At 71.1% G+C, this 16715-nt stretch carries 17 protein-coding genes; 4 read left to right on the top strand and 13 right to left on the bottom strand.

Annotated elements, in window-relative coordinates; translation table 11 throughout:
• Positions 1-9: 9 nt before the first annotated feature.
• The 9 genes from dnaG to FS769_RS11955 form a co-directional block, all read right to left on the bottom strand.
• On the bottom strand, positions 10-1851 hold the full coding sequence (dnaG, locus tag FS769_RS11915; protein WP_144833659.1) for a DNA primase: 1842 nt from the start codon (positions 1849-1851) through the stop codon (positions 10-12).
• On the bottom strand, positions 1851-3185 hold the full coding sequence (locus tag FS769_RS11920; RefSeq protein WP_144833661.1) for a deoxyguanosinetriphosphate triphosphohydrolase: 1335 nt from the start codon (positions 3183-3185) through the stop codon (positions 1851-1853). The genes dnaG and FS769_RS11920 overlap by 1 nt, the downstream gene beginning before the upstream one ends.
• Complete coding sequence (gene dusB, locus FS769_RS11925) at positions 3175-4341, bottom strand: tRNA dihydrouridine synthase DusB (protein WP_144833663.1); 1167 nt, start codon at positions 4339-4341, stop codon at positions 3175-3177. The genes FS769_RS11920 and dusB overlap by 11 nt, the downstream gene beginning before the upstream one ends.
• Positions 4342-4423: 82 nt before the next feature.
• Positions 4424-5107 carry a DsbA family protein gene (locus tag FS769_RS11930; RefSeq protein WP_144833665.1) on the bottom strand — a complete coding sequence of 228 codons (684 nt, stop codon included), beginning with the start codon at positions 5105-5107 and terminating at the stop codon, positions 4424-4426.
• 90 nt (positions 5108-5197) lie between these two features.
• Positions 5198-5998: a citryl-CoA lyase gene (locus tag FS769_RS11935; protein ID WP_144833667.1), complete on the bottom strand. Its 801-nt coding sequence runs from the start codon at positions 5996-5998 to the stop codon at positions 5198-5200.
• Positions 5995-7212 (bottom strand): CaiB/BaiF CoA-transferase family protein, encoded by a 1218-nt coding sequence (locus FS769_RS11940; protein WP_144833669.1) that lies wholly within the window; start codon positions 7210-7212, stop codon positions 5995-5997. The genes FS769_RS11935 and FS769_RS11940 overlap by 4 nt, the downstream gene beginning before the upstream one ends.
• Positions 7209-8720, bottom strand: coding sequence for a tripartite tricarboxylate transporter permease (locus FS769_RS11945; protein ID WP_144833671.1), 1512 nt, complete (start codon positions 8718-8720; stop codon positions 7209-7211). Before FS769_RS11945 ends, FS769_RS11940 begins: the two co-directional genes overlap by 4 nt.
• Positions 8720-9331 (bottom strand): tripartite tricarboxylate transporter TctB family protein, encoded by a 612-nt coding sequence (locus tag FS769_RS11950; RefSeq protein ID WP_186325538.1) that lies wholly within the window; start codon positions 9329-9331, stop codon positions 8720-8722. Before FS769_RS11950 ends, FS769_RS11945 begins: the two co-directional genes overlap by 1 nt.
• Positions 9328-10314, bottom strand: coding sequence for a tripartite tricarboxylate transporter substrate binding protein (locus tag FS769_RS11955; protein ID WP_230704688.1), 987 nt, complete (start codon positions 10312-10314; stop codon positions 9328-9330). Before FS769_RS11955 ends, FS769_RS11950 begins: the two co-directional genes overlap by 4 nt.
• A gap of 121 nt (positions 10315-10435) precedes the next feature.
• Between FS769_RS11955 and FS769_RS11960 the strand changes: the two genes are divergently transcribed.
• Genes FS769_RS11960 through FS769_RS11970 form a run of 3 tightly spaced genes read left to right on the top strand, consistent with a single transcriptional unit; the run spans position 10436 to position 12778 of the window.
• Entirely contained in the window at positions 10436-11233 is a 798-nt protein-coding gene (locus FS769_RS11960; protein ID WP_222123932.1) for an IclR family transcriptional regulator, read from the top strand.
• A 29-nt stretch (positions 11234-11262) separates the two neighbouring features.
• Positions 11263-11862, top strand: a complete 600-nt coding sequence (locus FS769_RS11965; RefSeq protein ID WP_144833677.1) for an RraA family protein — start codon at positions 11263-11265, stop codon at positions 11860-11862.
• Positions 11855-12778 (top strand): hydroxyacid dehydrogenase, encoded by a 924-nt coding sequence (locus FS769_RS11970; protein ID WP_222123933.1) that lies wholly within the window; start codon positions 11855-11857, stop codon positions 12776-12778. The genes FS769_RS11965 and FS769_RS11970 overlap by 8 nt, the downstream gene beginning before the upstream one ends.
• A gap of 4 nt (positions 12779-12782) precedes the next feature.
• Here the strand turns inward: FS769_RS11970 and FS769_RS11975 are convergent, their stop codons facing one another.
• The 3 genes from FS769_RS11975 to FS769_RS11985 all read right to left on the bottom strand — a co-directional run bounded on the left by FS769_RS11975 (position 12783) and on the right by FS769_RS11985 (position 14949).
• A complete protein-coding gene (locus FS769_RS11975; RefSeq protein ID WP_144785182.1) occupies positions 12783-13586 on the bottom strand; it encodes an isoprenyl transferase in 804 nt (267 codons plus the stop codon).
• Positions 13583-14311 (bottom strand): DNA repair protein RecO, encoded by a 729-nt coding sequence (gene recO / locus FS769_RS11980; RefSeq protein ID WP_144833678.1) that lies wholly within the window; start codon positions 14309-14311, stop codon positions 13583-13585. Before recO ends, FS769_RS11975 begins: the two co-directional genes overlap by 4 nt.
• Before the next feature lie 62 nt (positions 14312-14373).
• Positions 14374-14949: a hypothetical protein gene (locus FS769_RS11985; RefSeq protein ID WP_144833680.1), complete on the bottom strand. Its 576-nt coding sequence runs from the start codon at positions 14947-14949 to the stop codon at positions 14374-14376.
• A 245-nt stretch (positions 14950-15194) separates the two neighbouring features.
• Here FS769_RS11985 and FS769_RS11990 point away from each other — a divergent pair, with 245 nt between their 5' ends.
• Positions 15195-15893 (top strand): trimeric intracellular cation channel family protein, encoded by a 699-nt coding sequence (locus FS769_RS11990; protein WP_144833682.1) that lies wholly within the window; start codon positions 15195-15197, stop codon positions 15891-15893.
• A 24-nt stretch (positions 15894-15917) separates the two neighbouring features.
• Here the strand turns inward: FS769_RS11990 and FS769_RS11995 are convergent, their stop codons facing one another.
• Positions 15918-16700, bottom strand: a complete 783-nt coding sequence (locus FS769_RS11995; RefSeq protein ID WP_144833684.1) for an MOSC domain-containing protein — start codon at positions 16698-16700, stop codon at positions 15918-15920.
• Between the last annotated feature and the right edge of the window lie 15 nt (positions 16701-16715).

A 16715-nucleotide genomic window follows, 5' to 3' on the forward strand; every position in this document is an offset into this window, starting at 1 on the left:
GGTTCCGCGTCAGGATGCGATCAGGCGCTGCCGGTCGGCGTCGAGCTCCCGCAGCTGCAGGCCGAGGTTGCGTCCCTCTTCGGAACCCGGCGCGACGCGCTGGATTCCGCGCACCAGCTCGGCCTTCTGCCGCTCGATCTCGCGCAGCAGCACGCCCCGCGCGAGGTCGTTGGCCGCCACGACCGCACCCTCTTCGGTGCGCGCGGGGAACGCGGCCGTGAGCAGCTCGACGGCGAGCGTGCGGAACGGCTCGCGCACGGCCTCGACCGCGGTGACCGCCCAGCCGGGTTGGGAGAGGTCGGTGGATGCCAGCGCTGCGCGCACGGCCTCGAGAGCCGGGTGCCCGAACGGCGTCTGTAGGGCGCGGAGGAACAGGTCGGGCTCGATGCGGTGCCCGTACTGCAGGAAGGCCATCATGGCACCCCGCTCGAGCGCGACGTCACGCGTGTTGGGCAACGAGGCCATGGTCACCGACACCGCGACGGGGGCGGCGGTCTCTCCGCCTCGCTGCGCGTCGCGCTTCTCGGCACGGTCGGCGCCCCGGGCCGCGCGCTCGACGGCCGACTGCACCTCGGGCATGTCGAGACCGAGGCGGCGCGCGAGCACGCGTACGTAGCCCGGGCGGAGCGCGGGGTCACGGATGTCGGCCACGATCGGCGCCGCCGCGCGCAGGGCGCCGGCCCGACCCTCGACGCTGGAGAGGTCGAAGTCTTTGAGGCGCTGATCGATGACGAACTCGAACATCGGCGCCTTGTTGTCCATCAGCGCGCGCACGGCTCCGTCGCCGCGCTGCAGGCGCAGGTCGCACGGGTCGAGGCCCTCGGGGGCGACGGCGACGTACGTCTGCGCGGCGAACCGCTTCTCGTCGGCGAAGGCGCGCAGCGCCGCCTTCTGCCCGGCGGCATCCGGATCGAAGGTGAAGACGACCTCGCCCGACGAGCTGTCATCGCCCATCACCCGCCGGAGCACGGTGATGTGGTCGCTGCCGAAGGCGGTGCCGCACGAGGCGATCGCCGTGGTGATGCCCGCGAGGTGGCACGCCATGACGTCGGTGTAACCCTCGACCACGACGACCCGGTGCGAGCGCGAGATGTCGCGCTTGGCCAGGTCGAGGCCGTAGAGCACCTGCGCCTTCTTGTAGATCGGCGTCTCGGGGGTGTTGAGGTACTTCGGGCCCTGGTCGTCGTCGTACAGCTTGCGCGCCCCGAAGCCGATGACCTGTCCGGTGATGTCGCGGATGGGCCAGACGAGGCGCCCGCGGAAGCGGTCGTAGACGCCGCGCTGCCCCTGGGACACGAGCCCCGCCTGCAGCAGCTCGTCGCGGGTGAACTTCTCGGCCAGTAGGTTATCCATGAGGTGCGACCAGCCCTTGGGGGCGTAGCCCACACCGAAGTGGGCGGCGGCACCGGCGTCGAAGCCGCGATCGCCGAGGAAGCGGCGGCCCGTGTCGGCCTCGGGCGTCATGAGCTGGGCGCGGAAGTACTCCGCCGCCGCGGCGTTCGCGGCGTACAGGCGCGAGCGGCCGGTCGTCTCGGGCGCGGGCCCACCGTCTTCGTAGTGCAGCGTGAAGCCGACGCGCGCGGCCATGCGCTCGACGGCCTCGGTGAACGAGACGTGGTCCATCGCCCGCAGGAACGAGTAGACGTCGCCCGATTCGCCGCAGCCGAAGCAGTGGTAGTACCCGACCTGCGGGCGCACGTGGAAGCTCGGGCTCCGCTCGTCGTGGAAGGGGCACAGGCCCTTCATCGACCCGACGCCGGCCGACTTCAGCGCGACGCGCTCACCGACGACGTCGGCGATGTTGACCCGCGCCTTGACCTCGTCGACGTCGGACTGGCGGATGCGGGGCATCAGGCATCCGCTCCTCGGGCCGCGCGGGCGCCGGGAGCCCAGACGCCGAGCTCAGCGGCATCCACTTCTCCGACGAGTCGGCCGTGCCACGCGATCGCGAGCTGGTCGGTGAGGCTCGCGACCTGGTCGACCACGACCCGCCGGCGCGCGGCGTCGTCGGTGGCCGCGGCGAAGTCGGGGGCGTGCAGGGCGTCGAGCGCGCCGGGGTTTTCCCACAGGGCGGATGCCAGGCGCTTGAGCACGTGGCGCTGCTCGCGGTACAGCACCTTGCGGCCGTCGATCGACACGACTGTCGCACCGATGATGCCCTTGAGCACCGCCATCTCGACCTCGACCTCGGCTGGCACGATGACGTGGGCGCGGTAGCGGGTGAGCTCGTCGGCGGGGTAGGCCTCGCGCGTGGCCGCGGTGGCGGCGCGGGCGAAGCGGCCGATGAGGTCGGAGGTGAGGTTCTTCAGCCGCGCGAGGGCGGGGCGCGTGCCGTCGAACGACGTGATCCACTCGGGCATGGCCATGAGGCGCTCGAGGCCCGCGGCGAGGTCGTCGCGCACGAAGTCGTAGCCGACCCAGCGCTGGATCGCGTCGAGCAGCCCCTCGCGACCGACGCGCGACGCGAGGCGGGCGGGGTCGACGTAGCGGTTGACCATCGCGTCTTCGAAGTCGTGCACCGAATAGGCGATGTCGTCGGAGAGGTCCATGACCTCTGCCTCGATGCAGCGCTGGCGGGCGGGGGCGCCGCCGCGCATCCAGTGGAACACCGGCTCGTCGTCGGGGTACACGCCGAACTTCAGGCGACCGCCCGGGTCGGGCACGGGCTCGTCGACCGTCCAGGGGTACTTGCACGTGGCGTCGAGGCTCGCGCGCGTGAGGTTGAGGCCGTACGGCTCGCCGTCGGCGCCGAACGACTTCGGCTCGAGGCGCGTGAGGATGCGCAGGGTCTGCGCGTTGCCCTCGAAGCCGCCGATGTTCTCGGCCCACTCGTTGAGCGCGCGTTCGCCGTTGTGGCCGAAGGGCGGGTGACCCAGGTCGTGGCTCAGGCACGCCGTGTCGACGACGTCGGGCGACAGCTGCAGCGCCGTCGCGAGCTCGCGACCCACCTGCGCGACCTCGAGCGAGTGCGTGAGGCGGTTGCGGGCGAAGTCGGCGGGGCTCGCGGGGCTCAGCACCTGGGTCTTCGCGGCGAGGCGCCGCAGCGCCGCGGAGTGCAGCACGCGGGCGCGGTCTCGCGCGAAGTCGTCGCGCTGGGAGCGGTGGTTCTCGACGTGGAAGCGCGCCGCGTCGACGTCGTCGTAGCCGAGCGGTCGGGCGACCGTCGGCGACGCCTCAACCGCCACTGTGGTGCAACTCCGCGTCGGCGAGGGCGCGACCGGCATCGTGGCCGATCTCGCGGGAGTCGAGCCAGCCGTCGGGCAGGGCCGGGCGCTTGGGCGTGCCGGCGCGACCGCGCTGCCCCTCGGCCGCGGCGCCCGGGTACGGGGCGTCGAGCTCCATCGTGGCCAGCAGCTCGTCGATCTCGTCGAGGGTCGACGCGGTCGCGAGGCTCGCGCGCAGCTCGCCGCCGACGGGGTAGCCCTTGAAGTACCACGCGACGTGCTTGCGGATGTCACGGCATCCGCGCCCCTCGTCTTCGAAGAACTCCACGAGCAGCTCGGCGTGGCGGCGGAAGGCCTTCGCGACGAAACCGAGCGTGGCGTCGACGGGCTCGCCGTGGGCGGCTCCCGGGCCACCCAGCGCGCGCGCCAGGTCGCCGAAGAGCCACGGACGACCGAGGCAGCCGCGACCGACGACGACACCGTCGCAGCCGGTCTCGTCCATCATGCGCACGGCGTCGTCGGCCGACCAGATGTCGCCGTTGCCCAGCACGGGAACGCTCGTGACCGTCTCTTTCAGCTTCGTGATCGCCGCCCAGTCGGCCTGGCCGGAGTAGAACTCGGATGCCGTGCGGGCGTGCAGCGCGATGGAGGAGACCCCCGCGCCCTCGGCGATGCGCCCGGCCTCGAGGTAGGTGAGGTGGTCGGCATCGATGCCCTTGCGCATCTTGATGGTCAGCGGCTTGTCGCCCGCCGCCTTCACCGCGCGCTCGACGATCTCGCGGAACAGCGAGGTCTTCCACGGCAGGGCCGCTCCCCCGCCGCGACGCGTGACCTTGGGTACGGGGCAGCCGAAGTTGAGGTCGATGTGGTCGGCGTGGTCTTCGGCCACGATCATCTGCACGGCCGCCTCGACGGTGGCCGGGTCGACGCCGTAGAGCTGGATCGAGCGCGGGGTCTCGGACTCGTGGTGGCGGATGAGCCGCATCGTGGTGTCGTTGCGTTCGACGAGCGCGCGCGTCGTGATCATCTCGCTCACGTACAGACCGGCACCGTATTCGCGACACAGGCGTCGGAACGCCGTGTTCGTGATGCCGGCCATGGGAGCGAGCACGACGGGAGCGTCGAGTTCGATGTTGCCGATGCGGAGCGTCCGCGCCGGAGCCAATGCCGTATTCACAGTTCCATTCTCCCAGACGGTCGCACGCACGGGTGCCCGCCCCCGAACGGATCGGGAACGGGCACCGGTTGTGCAGAAGGGGTCACGCGTCGGCGGTCTCGGCGACCTCGCGACGCTCGCTCCACACCTGGCGGGCGATCTGGCTGAAGGCCTCGACCGGCTGCGCGCCGCTCACGCCGTACTTTCCGTCGATGACGAAGAAGGGGACGCCGGTGATTCCGAACTGGCGGGCCTGCTCCTGGTCGGCGCGCACGGCGGCGCGGAAGCGCTGCGACGAGAGGGCTTCGCGGGCCTCGGCCTCGTCGAGACCGACCTCGACGGCGAGGGCGATGAGGTCGTCGTCGCGACCCACGTGCTTGCCCTCGAGGAAGTACGCCGACATGAGCACCTCGGCGAGCTCGAGCTGCTTGCCGTTCTCCTTCGCGAAGTGCAGCAATTCGTGCGCCTTCACGGTGTTGGTGTGCTTGAGGATGTCGAAGCGGTACGCGAGCCCGGCATCGGCGGCGACGCCGGTGACGCGGTCGAGCATCTCGCGCGCGGACTCGGGCGAGATGCCCTTGTGCTGCGAGAGGTAGTCGACCTCTCCCCCGTCGAAGTCCTCGGGGGTGTCAGGCGAGAGCTCGTACGAGTGGTACTCGATCTCGACGACCGGAGCGTCGTCGTCGGCGGCCGTGGCGGCCAGGCCGTTCTCGAGGTTCCGCTTGCCGATGTAGCACCAGGGGCAGGCGATGTCACTCCACACGTCGATCTTGATGGCATCCGTCATATCGCGTGCAACCTCTCGGATCATTGATCTATTCCGTCAACGGCATCCATCGGTGCCTCCGAATATTCTCGCGCTCCGGATGCCGAGACGCTACGGCACCGCGGGACCGGTGTAGTCGGCGAGCAGCGGAGGAGGCAGGGGGCCTTTGATGCGTCGGCCCGACCCGGTCTCCTCCCACGCGTGGGCGAGGATGCCGACGGATCGCGCCAGCACGAAGAGTCCTCGCGCGAGCTCGGGCTCGACGCCGAGCTCGCCGTACACGATCGCCGAGATGCCGTCGATGTTCATCGGCACACGGCGCGACGACAGCGCCTTCTCGATCGCGAGACCCGCGCGCAGGTGGTCGCCGGAGACGGCCCCGGATGCCACGGCGTCCTCCACGAGGGCGAGGAGCGGATCGCGGCGCGGATCGACCGGATGGAAGCGATGCCCGAACCCGGGGACGAACGCTTTTCGCGCGCGGTGCTGCGCGAGCTCTTCGGCGGCGAGGTCGTCGAGGCGGCGCCCCTCGTCGACGTGCGCCCGGACCATGCGGTTGAGCATCGCGACGCACTGCTGACCGGCACCGCCGTGGGTGTCGCCGAGCACGTTGATGCCGTTCGCCATGGCCGAGTTGATGCCGACGCCGCAGGTGGCTGCCATCCGTGCGCTCGCGATCGACGGCGCCTGGGGCCCATGATCGACGCTGGCCACGAGCGTCGCCTCGAGCAGGCGTCCGCGCTTCGGGTCGAGATCCTCGCCGGTGACCATCAACCAGATGGTCTCGACGAACCCCGCTGTGCGGATGAGATCCTGCACGGGTCGACCGCGGAAGGCGATCTCCCCCGGCTGGATGCGGGTGATGGCGGTCGCCCACCACGCGGTGACGGGGGCCAGCTGATCGTCGCTCATACGGCGCCTTCCTCGTGCAGGGCGGCGACCTCGTCGGCGGTGTAGCCGAGGGCAGCCAGGATCTCGTCGGTGTGCTCGCCGAGCAGAGGCGGGGCGGTGACGGGCGCGGAAGGAACCCCGTCGATCCGGATGCCGTTGCCCAGGACGCGCAGCGGTTCGTCGCCGCCGCCCGGGAAGGGCAGCTCGTGAACGAGTCCGCGCTCGCGGATCTGGGGACTGCGGAGCATCTCGTCGACGCGGAGGACGGCCGCTGCGGGCACCCCCGCCGAGCTCAGCACGTCTTCCCACTCCGTGGCAGACCGTGCCGCCAGCGCCGCTTCGAGCTCGGCGGTCAGTGCTGCCCGATGCGCCTTGCGGCTCTCGCGTTCGGCGAAGCGCTCGTCGGCGACGAGGTCGGGCCGATCGACAAGGGTGCACAGCACCTCGAACTGCTCCTGCTTGTTGGCGGCGATGTTGAGCATGCCGTCACCGGTCGCGAAGGCCCCCGAGGGGGCGGCCGTTCCGTTGTCGTTGCCCAGCGGGCGCGGCTCGTGACCGTCGACGAGCAGGTTCGACACCACCCAGCCCATCGCGGTGACCGCGGTTTCGAGCATCGAGACATCGATCACCGCGCCCACTCCGGTACGGGCGCGCCCGGCGAGCGCGCTCGAGATCGCGAACGCCGCCGCGAGCCCGCCGATCGTGTCGGCGAGCGGGAAGCCCGCGCGCAACGGCCCCGTCTCGTCGGTGCCGGTCACGCTCATCATCCCCGAGTACCCCTGGATGATCTGGTCGTACGCCGGCTTCGTACGCATGGGGCCGGTCTGGCCGAATCCCGACACCTGGCACAGGATGAGGCGGGAGTTCAGTGCGCGCAGGGCATCCCACCCGAACCCCAGCCGCTCGAGCACGCCGGGACGGAAGTTCTCGACGAGCACGTCGGCCGTCGCCACCAACCGACGGAGGGCTTCGGCGCCGCCGGGCGTCTTCAGGTCGAGCGTGATCGATCGCTTCTGCGCGTTCTGCGCCAGGAACGAGATGCCCAGCAGCTGGGCGTTCAGCTCGGCCGACGTCCCGAGGCGGCGGGCCAGGTCGCCGCCGTCGGGGGTCTCCACCTTGATGACGTCGGCGCCCATCAGCGCCAACTGGTAGGCCGCGTAGGGGCCCGCCAGCACGTTCGTCAGGTCGAGGACGGTCACTCCCGCCAGGGGCCCCGACGCCGTGGCATCCGTCATGCGGCGACCCTCTGCTTCCGCGCCGCGCGCACCCTCGTGAAGACGACCCCCACGATGGCCAGGGCGAGCACCGCGTACAGCGTGATCGAGATGGGACTCGACACCAGGATGCCGGCGTCGCCCTCGCTGACCGCCATGGCGCGGCGGTACTCGGTCTCGGCCAGCGGCCCGAGGATGATCGCGATGAGCATCGGGGCGACCGGCAGACCGTAGCGGCGCATCAGGAAACCGAGCAGACCCACGACGAGGACGAGCACGAGGTCGAGGATCTTGCTGCTCGTGGCGTACACGCCCAGCATCGCGAACACCGTGATCCCGGCGTAGAGGTAGTGCTTGGGCACCTTCAGCAGCTTCGCCCACAGGGGTGCGAACGGCAGGTTCAGGATGAGCAGCACGACCATGCCGACGAAGAAGCTCGCCAGCAGCGCCCAGACCAGATCGGGCGCCCGCTCGAACAGCAGCGGTCCCGGCTGCAGACCGTACTGACGGAACGCCGCCAGGAGGATGGCGGCCGTCGCCGAGGTGGGCAGGCCGAGGGCGAGGAGGGCGCCCATGGCGGTACCGGCCGTGGCGTTTCCGGCGGCCTCGGGGCCGGCGACGCCCTGGATGGCTCCGCGGCCGAACATGGGCTTCTTGCGGCGAGCGTCGAGCTTGCGCTCCGTGCCGTAGGCCAGGAAGGTCGGCACCTCGGAGCCGCCGACGGGGATGATGCCGAAGGGCACGCCGATCGCCGTGCCGCGCAGCCACGCGGGCAGCGCCTGGCGGAGCTCGCGGAACGACAACCACAGGCGCCCGCTCGAGGCGAGCAGCTTCGTGTCGTCGGGGGTGCCGCGGCGTCCGGCGACGCTGAAGACCTCGCCGAGAGCGAGGAGGCCGACCGTGATCACCACGATGTCGATGCCGTCGAACAGCTCCGGAAGGCCGAACGTGAAGCGTGATGCGCCCGACGCTCCGTCGATGCCCACGACCGAGATCGCGAGGCCGATCGCCAGGGCCGCGAGGCCCCGCACCACTGAGTCGGTGACGACGGCCGAGATCGCCACGAAGGCGAAGACGGCGAGGGCGAGGTACTCGGCGGGGCCGAAGAGCGTTGCCAGCTCGGCGAGACGCGGGGCGAAGAACACCACGAGGATCGAGGCGATGATGCCGCCGATGAAGGCACCGATCGCAGAGGTCGCGAGGGCCTGCGCGGCGCGTCCGCTCTTGGCCATGCGATGACCCTCGATGGAGCCCGCGATCGCGGTGCTGTTGCCGGGGGTGTTCATCAGGATGCCGGCGATGGAGTCTCCGAAGAGCCCACCGAACAGCACTCCGGCGAACATGATGAACGCGCCGATCGGGTCGAGCGAGAACGTGACGGGCAGCAGCAGCGCGACCGCCATCGCCGAGCCGAGGCCCGGCAGGACGCCGACCGCGGTGCCGAGGACGGCGCCGATGAGCACCCACAGCATGTTGATGGGGGTGAGGACGACGGCGAAGCCCTCCCCCAGGTTGACCAGCGCATCCATCAGAAGAGGCCCTCCAGGATTCCAGGCGGCAGGTTGAGTCCGAGACCACCCGAGAAGGCGATCTGCACGATGGCGGAGATCGCCAGGGAGAGGAAGATGTCGAAGATCGGGCGGCGGCTGCCGAGCGATCGGGCGATGCCCCAGAACAGGAAGGCGCCCGAGAGCAGCCATCCGAGCGGGGTGAGGGCCGCGATGAACACGATGACGGTGCCGACGGCGCCGGCCAGAGCCCACAGGTTGCTGCGCGGACGCACCGTGGGCGCCTCCGGCTCACGCCCCTCCACGGCTGCGATGAGCGCCTCGTCGTCGATGTCGACGTCGTTCTCCTGCGCTGCGGCGTCGGCGACCTCGACCGGCTCGGGCCGGCGGATCACGTCGAGGGCGAGGAGCACGGCCAGCACGATCACCGCGGCGGCGACGATGGCGGGGAACAGCTGCGGACCCGGAGGAGCCGTGTTCGCCGGCACGGTCATGGTGAGCGTGCCGACGACGAGGCCGATGCCCACCAGCAGCATGATCGCGGGGACGACGAGTCCGGTGCGACGGCGCCAGAACCCGTCGGAGGCGCGGGCGCGATGCGTGCGCGGGACGGTGGGGATGACGCCGCTCACAGGCCCAGCTCCTCGATGATGGCGTCGACGCGCGCTTGGTCTTCTTCGATGAAGGTCGCGAACTCGGTGCCGGTCAGCAGCGCGTCGCGCCAGCGATTGCGCTCCAGCACCTCTTCCCATTCGGGAGTCGAGGCCATCTGCTCGACGATGGCGACGAGTTCGTCGCGTTGGTCGTCGGTGATGCCGGGAGGGGCGACCAGCCCGCGCCAGTTCGGCAGGTTGACGTCGACGCCCTGCTCGATGAAGGTCGGGATGTCGATGCCCGGCACCGGCTCCGCGGCCGAGACGGCCAGCGCACGCAGGCGGCCCGCTTCGATCTGGTCGCTGAAGTCGTTGTATCCGCTCACGCCGACCGCGACCGTGTTCGACAGGAGGGCGGTGAGCACCTCGCCGCCACCGGCGTACGAGACGTAGTTGAGCTCGGCCGGGTCGATGCCCGCGGCCTTCGCCGTGAGGCCGGTGAGCAGGTGGTCGGTGCCGCCGATGCCACCGCCGCCGACGGCCTGACCGTGGGGGTTCTCGCGCCAGGCCCGCACGAAGTCGTCGAGCGTCTGGAAGGGCGAATCCGCGGGGACGATGAAGACGATGTAGTCCTCCGCGAGCCGCGCGATCGGGGTGGTGTCGGCGAGGCTTGCGGCCGAACCGTTCGCGGTGATCGCGCCCTCCATGACGGTGCCGGTCATCATGAGGTTCGTCGGATCGGCGCCGAGCTGCACGAACTGGCCGAGGCCGATCGTGCCGCCGGCTCCGGGCACGTTCACCACCTGCACGTTGTTGACGACCGAGGTCGAGCGCAGGACCTGCTGCGATTCGCGGGAAGCGAGATCCCACCCGCCGCCGGGCGCAGCCGGGGCCATGATGGTCAGTTTGGTCCGTGGATCGGCACCCGCGGTCGAGCCGCTGGCGTTCACCGCGGCCACGCCGACGAGGGCGGCGGTGGCAGCGATCCCGAGCGCGTTCCATAGGACGCGTCTGGTTCTCACGTCGTCACTCCTTCGTGATCTGGTGGAGACTGGGGTGTCCATCTAGTGGACTCCGATGTCCACCTGACGGTACACTCGATCTCAGAGCGGGCGCAACCGGTGCGACGCGAGAGGGATGACGATGTCGGCGAGCAACGAGAGCGGCGAGACGTCCGTCGCCGAGGGTGGCGGCGTCCGCGCCGTGACCCGGGCGTTCCAGGTGCTGCAGAGCTTCACCGCCGATCGACCGATGCTCTCGGTCGCCGAGATCGTGCGCGACAGCGCCCTCCCCCGCACCACCGTGCTGCGGATGATCGACACCCTCGTCGGGGAGCGCATGCTGCGACACGCGGCCGACGGCCGCATCACCGTCGGCGCACGCCTGATCCGTCTCGCTGCGTTCGCCGAGGCGGCGTGGGCCGTTCCCGAAGAGACCGCGGAGCGCATGACGCGCCTCGCGCAGGAGACCGGTGAGACCGCGAGTCTCTACGTGCGCAGCGGCATGCGCCGCGTCGCCGTCGCGCAGTCGCCGAGCCCCTACTCGCTCCGCCACGTCGTGCAGGTCGGCGACGAGATGCCTCTCCTGGTCGGCGCCTCGTCGACTCTGCTGGTCGCCGCGAGCGGTCCGGATGCCGCGGAGCAGGTGCTCGCATCCGCCCCGGTCGACCAGCTCTCCGGTGTCGAGGCCGCGGCGTTCCGTAAGGCCGTGACCGAGGCCGCCCGCGACCGTCACGCCGTCTCGCACGGGGCGCGCGAACCCGGCAACAGCGGCGTCGCCGTGATCGTGCGCGACGGCGACGACCGTCGACCCGCGGTGGTGCTGGGTCTCGGCGGACCCACGGCGCGCTTCACCGAGGAGCGCGTGAGCGTGTTCCTCGAGGCGCTCGAGGCCGCGGCATCCGATCTGCAGCACACCGGTCTGCCACCCGCACTCGACTGAATCCACCCCGACGAGAGGACCGCCCGACGATGAGCACTCTTTCCGAAACCGCGGAGTATCCCCCGCCCGGCGCCTACGCTGCCGCCACGATCGGCGATGCGATGGAGCGCTTCGGGATCGCGCGCGGCATCTCGCCGCTGTGGGCGGGTGCGGTCGTCTCGGGCCCCGCGGCCACCGTCCTCACCCGACCCGGTGACAACAAGGGAGTGCACGCGGCGTTCGAGGTCATCCGCGCCGGTGAGATCCTCGTGGTCGACGGTGGCTCCGACGACACGCGGGCCCTGATCGGAGAGCTCGTCGCCGAGAAGGCGAAGGCGCTCGGGGTGGCCGGCATCGTGCTCGACGGCGCCGCCCGCGATGCCGTCGAACTGCGGGAGGTGGGCGTTCCCGTGTTCGCGCGGTCCGTGACCCCCGCCGGGCCCTGGAAGACCGGTCCCTACCGGCTGGGCGAGACGGTCGCGCTCGGCGGCGTGCCCGTGGCGCCGGGCGACTGGGTCGTCGGCGACGCCGACGGAGTCGCGGTCGTCCCGCGCGAGCGCATCGCCGAGGTCACCGCCGCCGCCGACGAGCTCGTGCGCGGCGAAGCCGAACGCCGAGCCGCGAATCGCGCTCTGACGCCCCGTGGCTGAGACCAGTGCCGGCCGGCCGGTCGTGTGGATCCCCCGCGAGGTGCACGCCGACGCGGTAGCCGACCTCGAGACGTGGGCCGACGTGCGCCGCGGCTGGGGCGCTGAGCCCGCGGACGAAGACGCGGTCGCTCCCCTCGTGCAGGGGGTTCTGCTGCGCACGGCCCGCCTCGATGCGCCGCAGCTGAGCCGCATGCCGCGATTGCGCATCGTGGCGCGCCACGGCGTCGGCACCGACACCGTGGACACGGCGTTCGCTCGAGAACACGGCATCCGGATCACGACGACCCCCGAGGCGAACGTGCTCTCGGTCGCCGAGCACGCCATCGCCTTGCTCCTGGCTGTGCGGCGGGGCATCGGCGCCGCCGTGAGCGGTCGGGGAGATCGCGCCGATTTGATCGGGGGTGAGCTCAGCGGGTCGACGCTGGGTCTCATCGGCTTCGGACGCATCGCGCGGCACGTGGCGCGGATCGGACAGGGCGGGTTCGCAATGCGCGTTCTCGCGTACGACCCGGGTCTCAGCGACGAAGAGGTGCGGACGGCAGGCGCCGAGCCGCGGTCGCTCGACGAGCTGCTGGAGCAGTCCGATGCGGTGAGCGTGCACGTGCCGCTCGTCCCGGCGACGCGCGGCCTGCTCTCCACCGCGCAGTTCCGGCGGATGCGGTCGCACGCCGTCGTGCTCAACACCTCGCGCGGTGGAGTCGTCGACGAGTGTGCGCTGTTGGCGGCGCTCGAGACGGGCGAGGTCGCCGGTGCGGGTCTCGACGTCTCGGAGGTCGAGCCGATGCCCGCCGATCATCCGCTCCGCAGTCGCGCCGACGTCGTCGTGACCCCGCACATCGGGGGGCAGACGCGAGAGGCCATGCGTCGGGTCGCGATGGAGGCGGCAGTCTCGCTGCGCGCGGAACTCGCCCCCTAGTGCGTCACGCCGTCGGCTTGTCGACCGCCCCGCCGAAGCGGCGGTCGCGCGACTGGTAGTGCCCGATGGCTTCCCACAGATGCGTGCGGCGGAAATCGGGCCAGAGGGTGTCGAGGAACACCATCTCGGCGTACGCCGACTCCCACAGCAGGAAGTTCGAGGTGCGCTGCTCGCCGCTCGAGCGCACGAACAGGTCGACGTCGGGCATGTCGGGCTGGTACAGGTTCTTGCGGATGAGCTTCTCGGTCACGGCCGACGGCTTGAGCTTGCCCGACGCGATGTCGTCGCCGATGCGGCGCACGGCATCCACGATCTCGACCCGACCGCCGTAGTTGACGCACATCGTCAGCGTGAGTGTCGAGTTGCCCTCGGTGAGGCGCTCGGCGTGCTGCAGCTCCTTGATGACCGAGCCCCACAGGCGCGGCTTGCGGCCCGACCAGCGGATGCGCACACCCCACTCGTTGAGCTGATCGCGGCGGCGGTGCAGCACCTCGCGGTTGAACCCCATCAGGAAGCGCACCTCGTCGGGTGAGCGCGACCAGTTCTCGGTGGAGAAGGCGTAGACCGACAGGTGCTTCACGCCCGCCTGGATCGCGCCGGCGACGACGTCGAGCAGAGCCGCCTCGCCCGCACGGTGGCCCTCGACGCGGGTGAGTCCCTGGCGGTTGGCCCAGCGACCGTTGCCGTCCATCACGATCGCGACGTGCTCGGGAACCGCGCCCTTCGGAAAGGCCGGCGGGTACTCGCCCGTCCAGTCGAGGGGGCGGTACGGCACGGCGTCGCGGTGCGTGAACGGCTTGGGTGTCATCGATGCGACTCCAGGTGCGAGAGGGAACGGATGCCGCGCTCCAGGTGGAACTGCGCGTAGGCGGCCACGAGGCCCGAGGCCGCCGCCGTCGTGCGTCCGGGGGCGGCGTCGATGGTGTCCCATTCCCCCGCCATGAGGGCGCGGAGCATGTCGACCGTGTCGCGCGCGACGCGCGGCGAGCCCGCCGGGGCGCAGGTCGAGCAGACGACGCCGCCGAGCTGCGGGAGGAAGTAGTCGTGGTCGCCGACGGTGCCGCAGCGCGCGCACTCGGTGAGCCCGGGAGCCCAGCCCGACAGGGCCATGGCGCGCAACAGGTACGAGTCGAGCACGCTGCGCTCCGAGTGCTCGCCGCGGGCCAGTGACCGCAGCCCACCGACCAGCAGCAGGTACTGCTGGGGCGTCGCCTCGGCCTCGTTCAGGCGATCGGCGGTCTCGACCATGGCGCTGGCGGTCGTGTACACGTCGTAGTCGGCCACGATCTCGGCCCCGTACGAACCCAGCGACTCGGCCTGCTGCACGATGTCGAGGTTGCGTCCCTTGAACAGCTGCACGTCGGCGACCATGAACGGCTCGAGACGCGACCCGAACTTCGACGAGGTGCGGCGCACGCCCTTCGCGACCGCACGGATCTTGCCGTTGCGGCGACTGAGCAGGGTGAGGATGCGGTCCGCCTCCCCGAGCTTGTGGGTACGCAGGACCACGACCTCGTCGCGGTAGGTGGGCACAGTCCATTATCGGCCCGCCCACCCGTGAGCGGCCTGCGCAGCGCCGTGGCGCGCCGCTTGGATCAGCGGGGGGTCGCCGCTCTCTGCTGCAGGGGCCACGACCCGTCGGGAATCGGCAGGTCGGGGCGGGTGTGCTGCAGGAAGTCGATCAGCTGAGGGTAGCCCAGCATGAGTCGGGTCGCGCCGAATCGGGTCGTGCCCTCCGTCTTCGCGAGGATGCCGCCGAACCGGTCGCCGGGGTTGGGCTCCAACCGCGTGATCTCGGCCACCGGCACCGCGTTCGGTCCGCGCACCAGACCGAACGACCACACCAGGTCGGGGGCGACCTCCAGTCGCATGCGTTTCATCCCCCGCGCCAGGAACACGAAGAGGATGCCGCCGACGAACATCGCCGCCCCGGCGATGACCATGCTCGTCTCGGGATCCTTCACCCCCGCCGCGGCCAGGAGCAGGATGCTGCCGAGCACGATGACCGCGATGCCGACCGTGCGGATCAGGACGCGCTGCCACCTCCGGGTCGACACGACGAACAGCACGCCCTCTCGTGTCGCCCGCGCCGTCGCCGCCGACGGTGAACGTCGGATGATCGCCGTCACGATCGCGGTGATGGCCCCCGCGATGAGCATGGCCACCGCCACGCTCGAATTCGCCCCCCCAGTGCATCTGCAGTCTCCCCCGGCGACTCGTGGTCGCATCGACGTTCCGGGCGCACTGAATCGGCCCCCTGCCCTCGATGAAAACGCATCCCAGCTGCTCGCGCTCTCGCTGGACGGCGACGCGGCCCGGGTGCTACACACCGCGGGCACCACGGTGACCCGCGTATCTCCATCGCCGCGCACGCGCCTCCGCACGCCGATCGCGCGCGTCCCGGAGAATGGATACCGTGAACGAGTCCGTCTTCGTCATCCCGCTGTGGGCGGATCTCACCGCCGTCGCCCTGGGCGGTGTGCAGGGTGCGCTGTTCGCCTCCGGCTTCCAGGGCCAGCGGCGCCTCGACCTGCTCGGGGTGGCGATCATCGGCATCCTGCTCGGAATGGGCGGTGGTCTCATCCGCGACCTGCTGCTGGGGCTCACCCCCGCGACCCTGCAGAGCAACTGGTACCTCATCACCGCGACGCTCGCCTCGATCGTCGGCATGCTGCTGTCGGGGATCTTCCAACGCCTGAACCGCGCGATCGTCATGCTCGACGCGGTGGTGATCGGGCTGTTCGGCGCGTTCGGCACCTCGAAGGCGCTCGCCCTCGGCATGCCGGCCGTGCCCGCGGTGTTCGTCGGCGTGCTCGCCGCGGCCGGGGGCAGCGTGCTGCGCGACGTGCTCATGGGCCTGCCGGTCGCCATCATGCACGTCGGCTCGCTCTACGCCGTGGCGGCCGGCGGCGGATGCGCGGTGCTGGCGACCGTCGCCGCATTTGGCGTGCCGCTGCCGGTCGCCGCCGTGATCGGCGTGGCGGTCACGACGGTCATCCGCGTGCTCGCCGTGCTGTTCGACCTGTCGCTGCCCGAGCAACGCAAGCTCTACCGCCGCAAGGTCGCGGTCGAGACCACCGGCATCCCGATCATCCGCATGGATGAGCCGGAGTGAGCCGGGCTCTGACCCCCGCGCGCGTCAGCCGAGCGGCGTGACCTCGTCGCCGACCCGGATCGTGCCCCCATCGGCGACCGGCAGCAACAGGATTCCCAGCGTCGGCTCGGACTGACCGAACTCCGTCGTCAGCACCCGCAGCAGCCGGGCGTCGCGCACACCCGTGTCGGGGTTCGCGGTGATCGCGGCGCAGCGCTCGATCGGCTTCTGCACCTCGAACTCCACCTCGCCGATCCGCACGCGGCCGTGCCACTCGAGCTCGGCCCACGGCGCGGTGCCGCCGACGACGATGTTCGAGCGGAAGCGGCGGTCGTCGACGGGCGCCGGCACCGCGGCATCCACCTCCTCGACCGAGGCCGCGCCGTGCAGCGAGATGAATCCGCGCGGTCGGTCCTGGAAGCGTGCGATGCGGCCGTCGCCGAGAAGACCGAGGGGCAGGATGCCGTCGGCCTCGAGCAGCTTCGCATCGCTCGTCGTGCGCAGGTAGGCGGTGATCGCCGCGCTGAGTCGGGCACGGCCCTCGTCGCTGAGATCGGCGGTGACGTCGATGTCGTCGACCTGCAGCCGCAGCGTCAGCGCCTCGTCGTCGAGGGTGAGGTCGACGCGCGCCAGCGTCGGGAAGGTCATGAGCGCGAGTCCGCGGCTCTTGGGGAACGTGGCATCCGCCGGCTCGAGGGCATCGGCGAAGCGGAAGACGAGCGAGCGGTCGCCCTGCACGCGGCCGTCGTCCTGGATGACGAGGCTGTCGCGCTTCTCGGGCGTGAAGCCCTTCACGGGATAGCGGTAGAGGGCGTCGACGCGGATCACGGTTTCATCCTCGCA

The sequence above is a fragment of the Microbacterium sp. BH-3-3-3 genome, assembly GCF_007679045.1.
In the GTDB taxonomy this organism is placed as follows: domain Bacteria; phylum Actinomycetota; class Actinomycetes; order Actinomycetales; family Microbacteriaceae; genus Microbacterium; species Microbacterium algihabitans.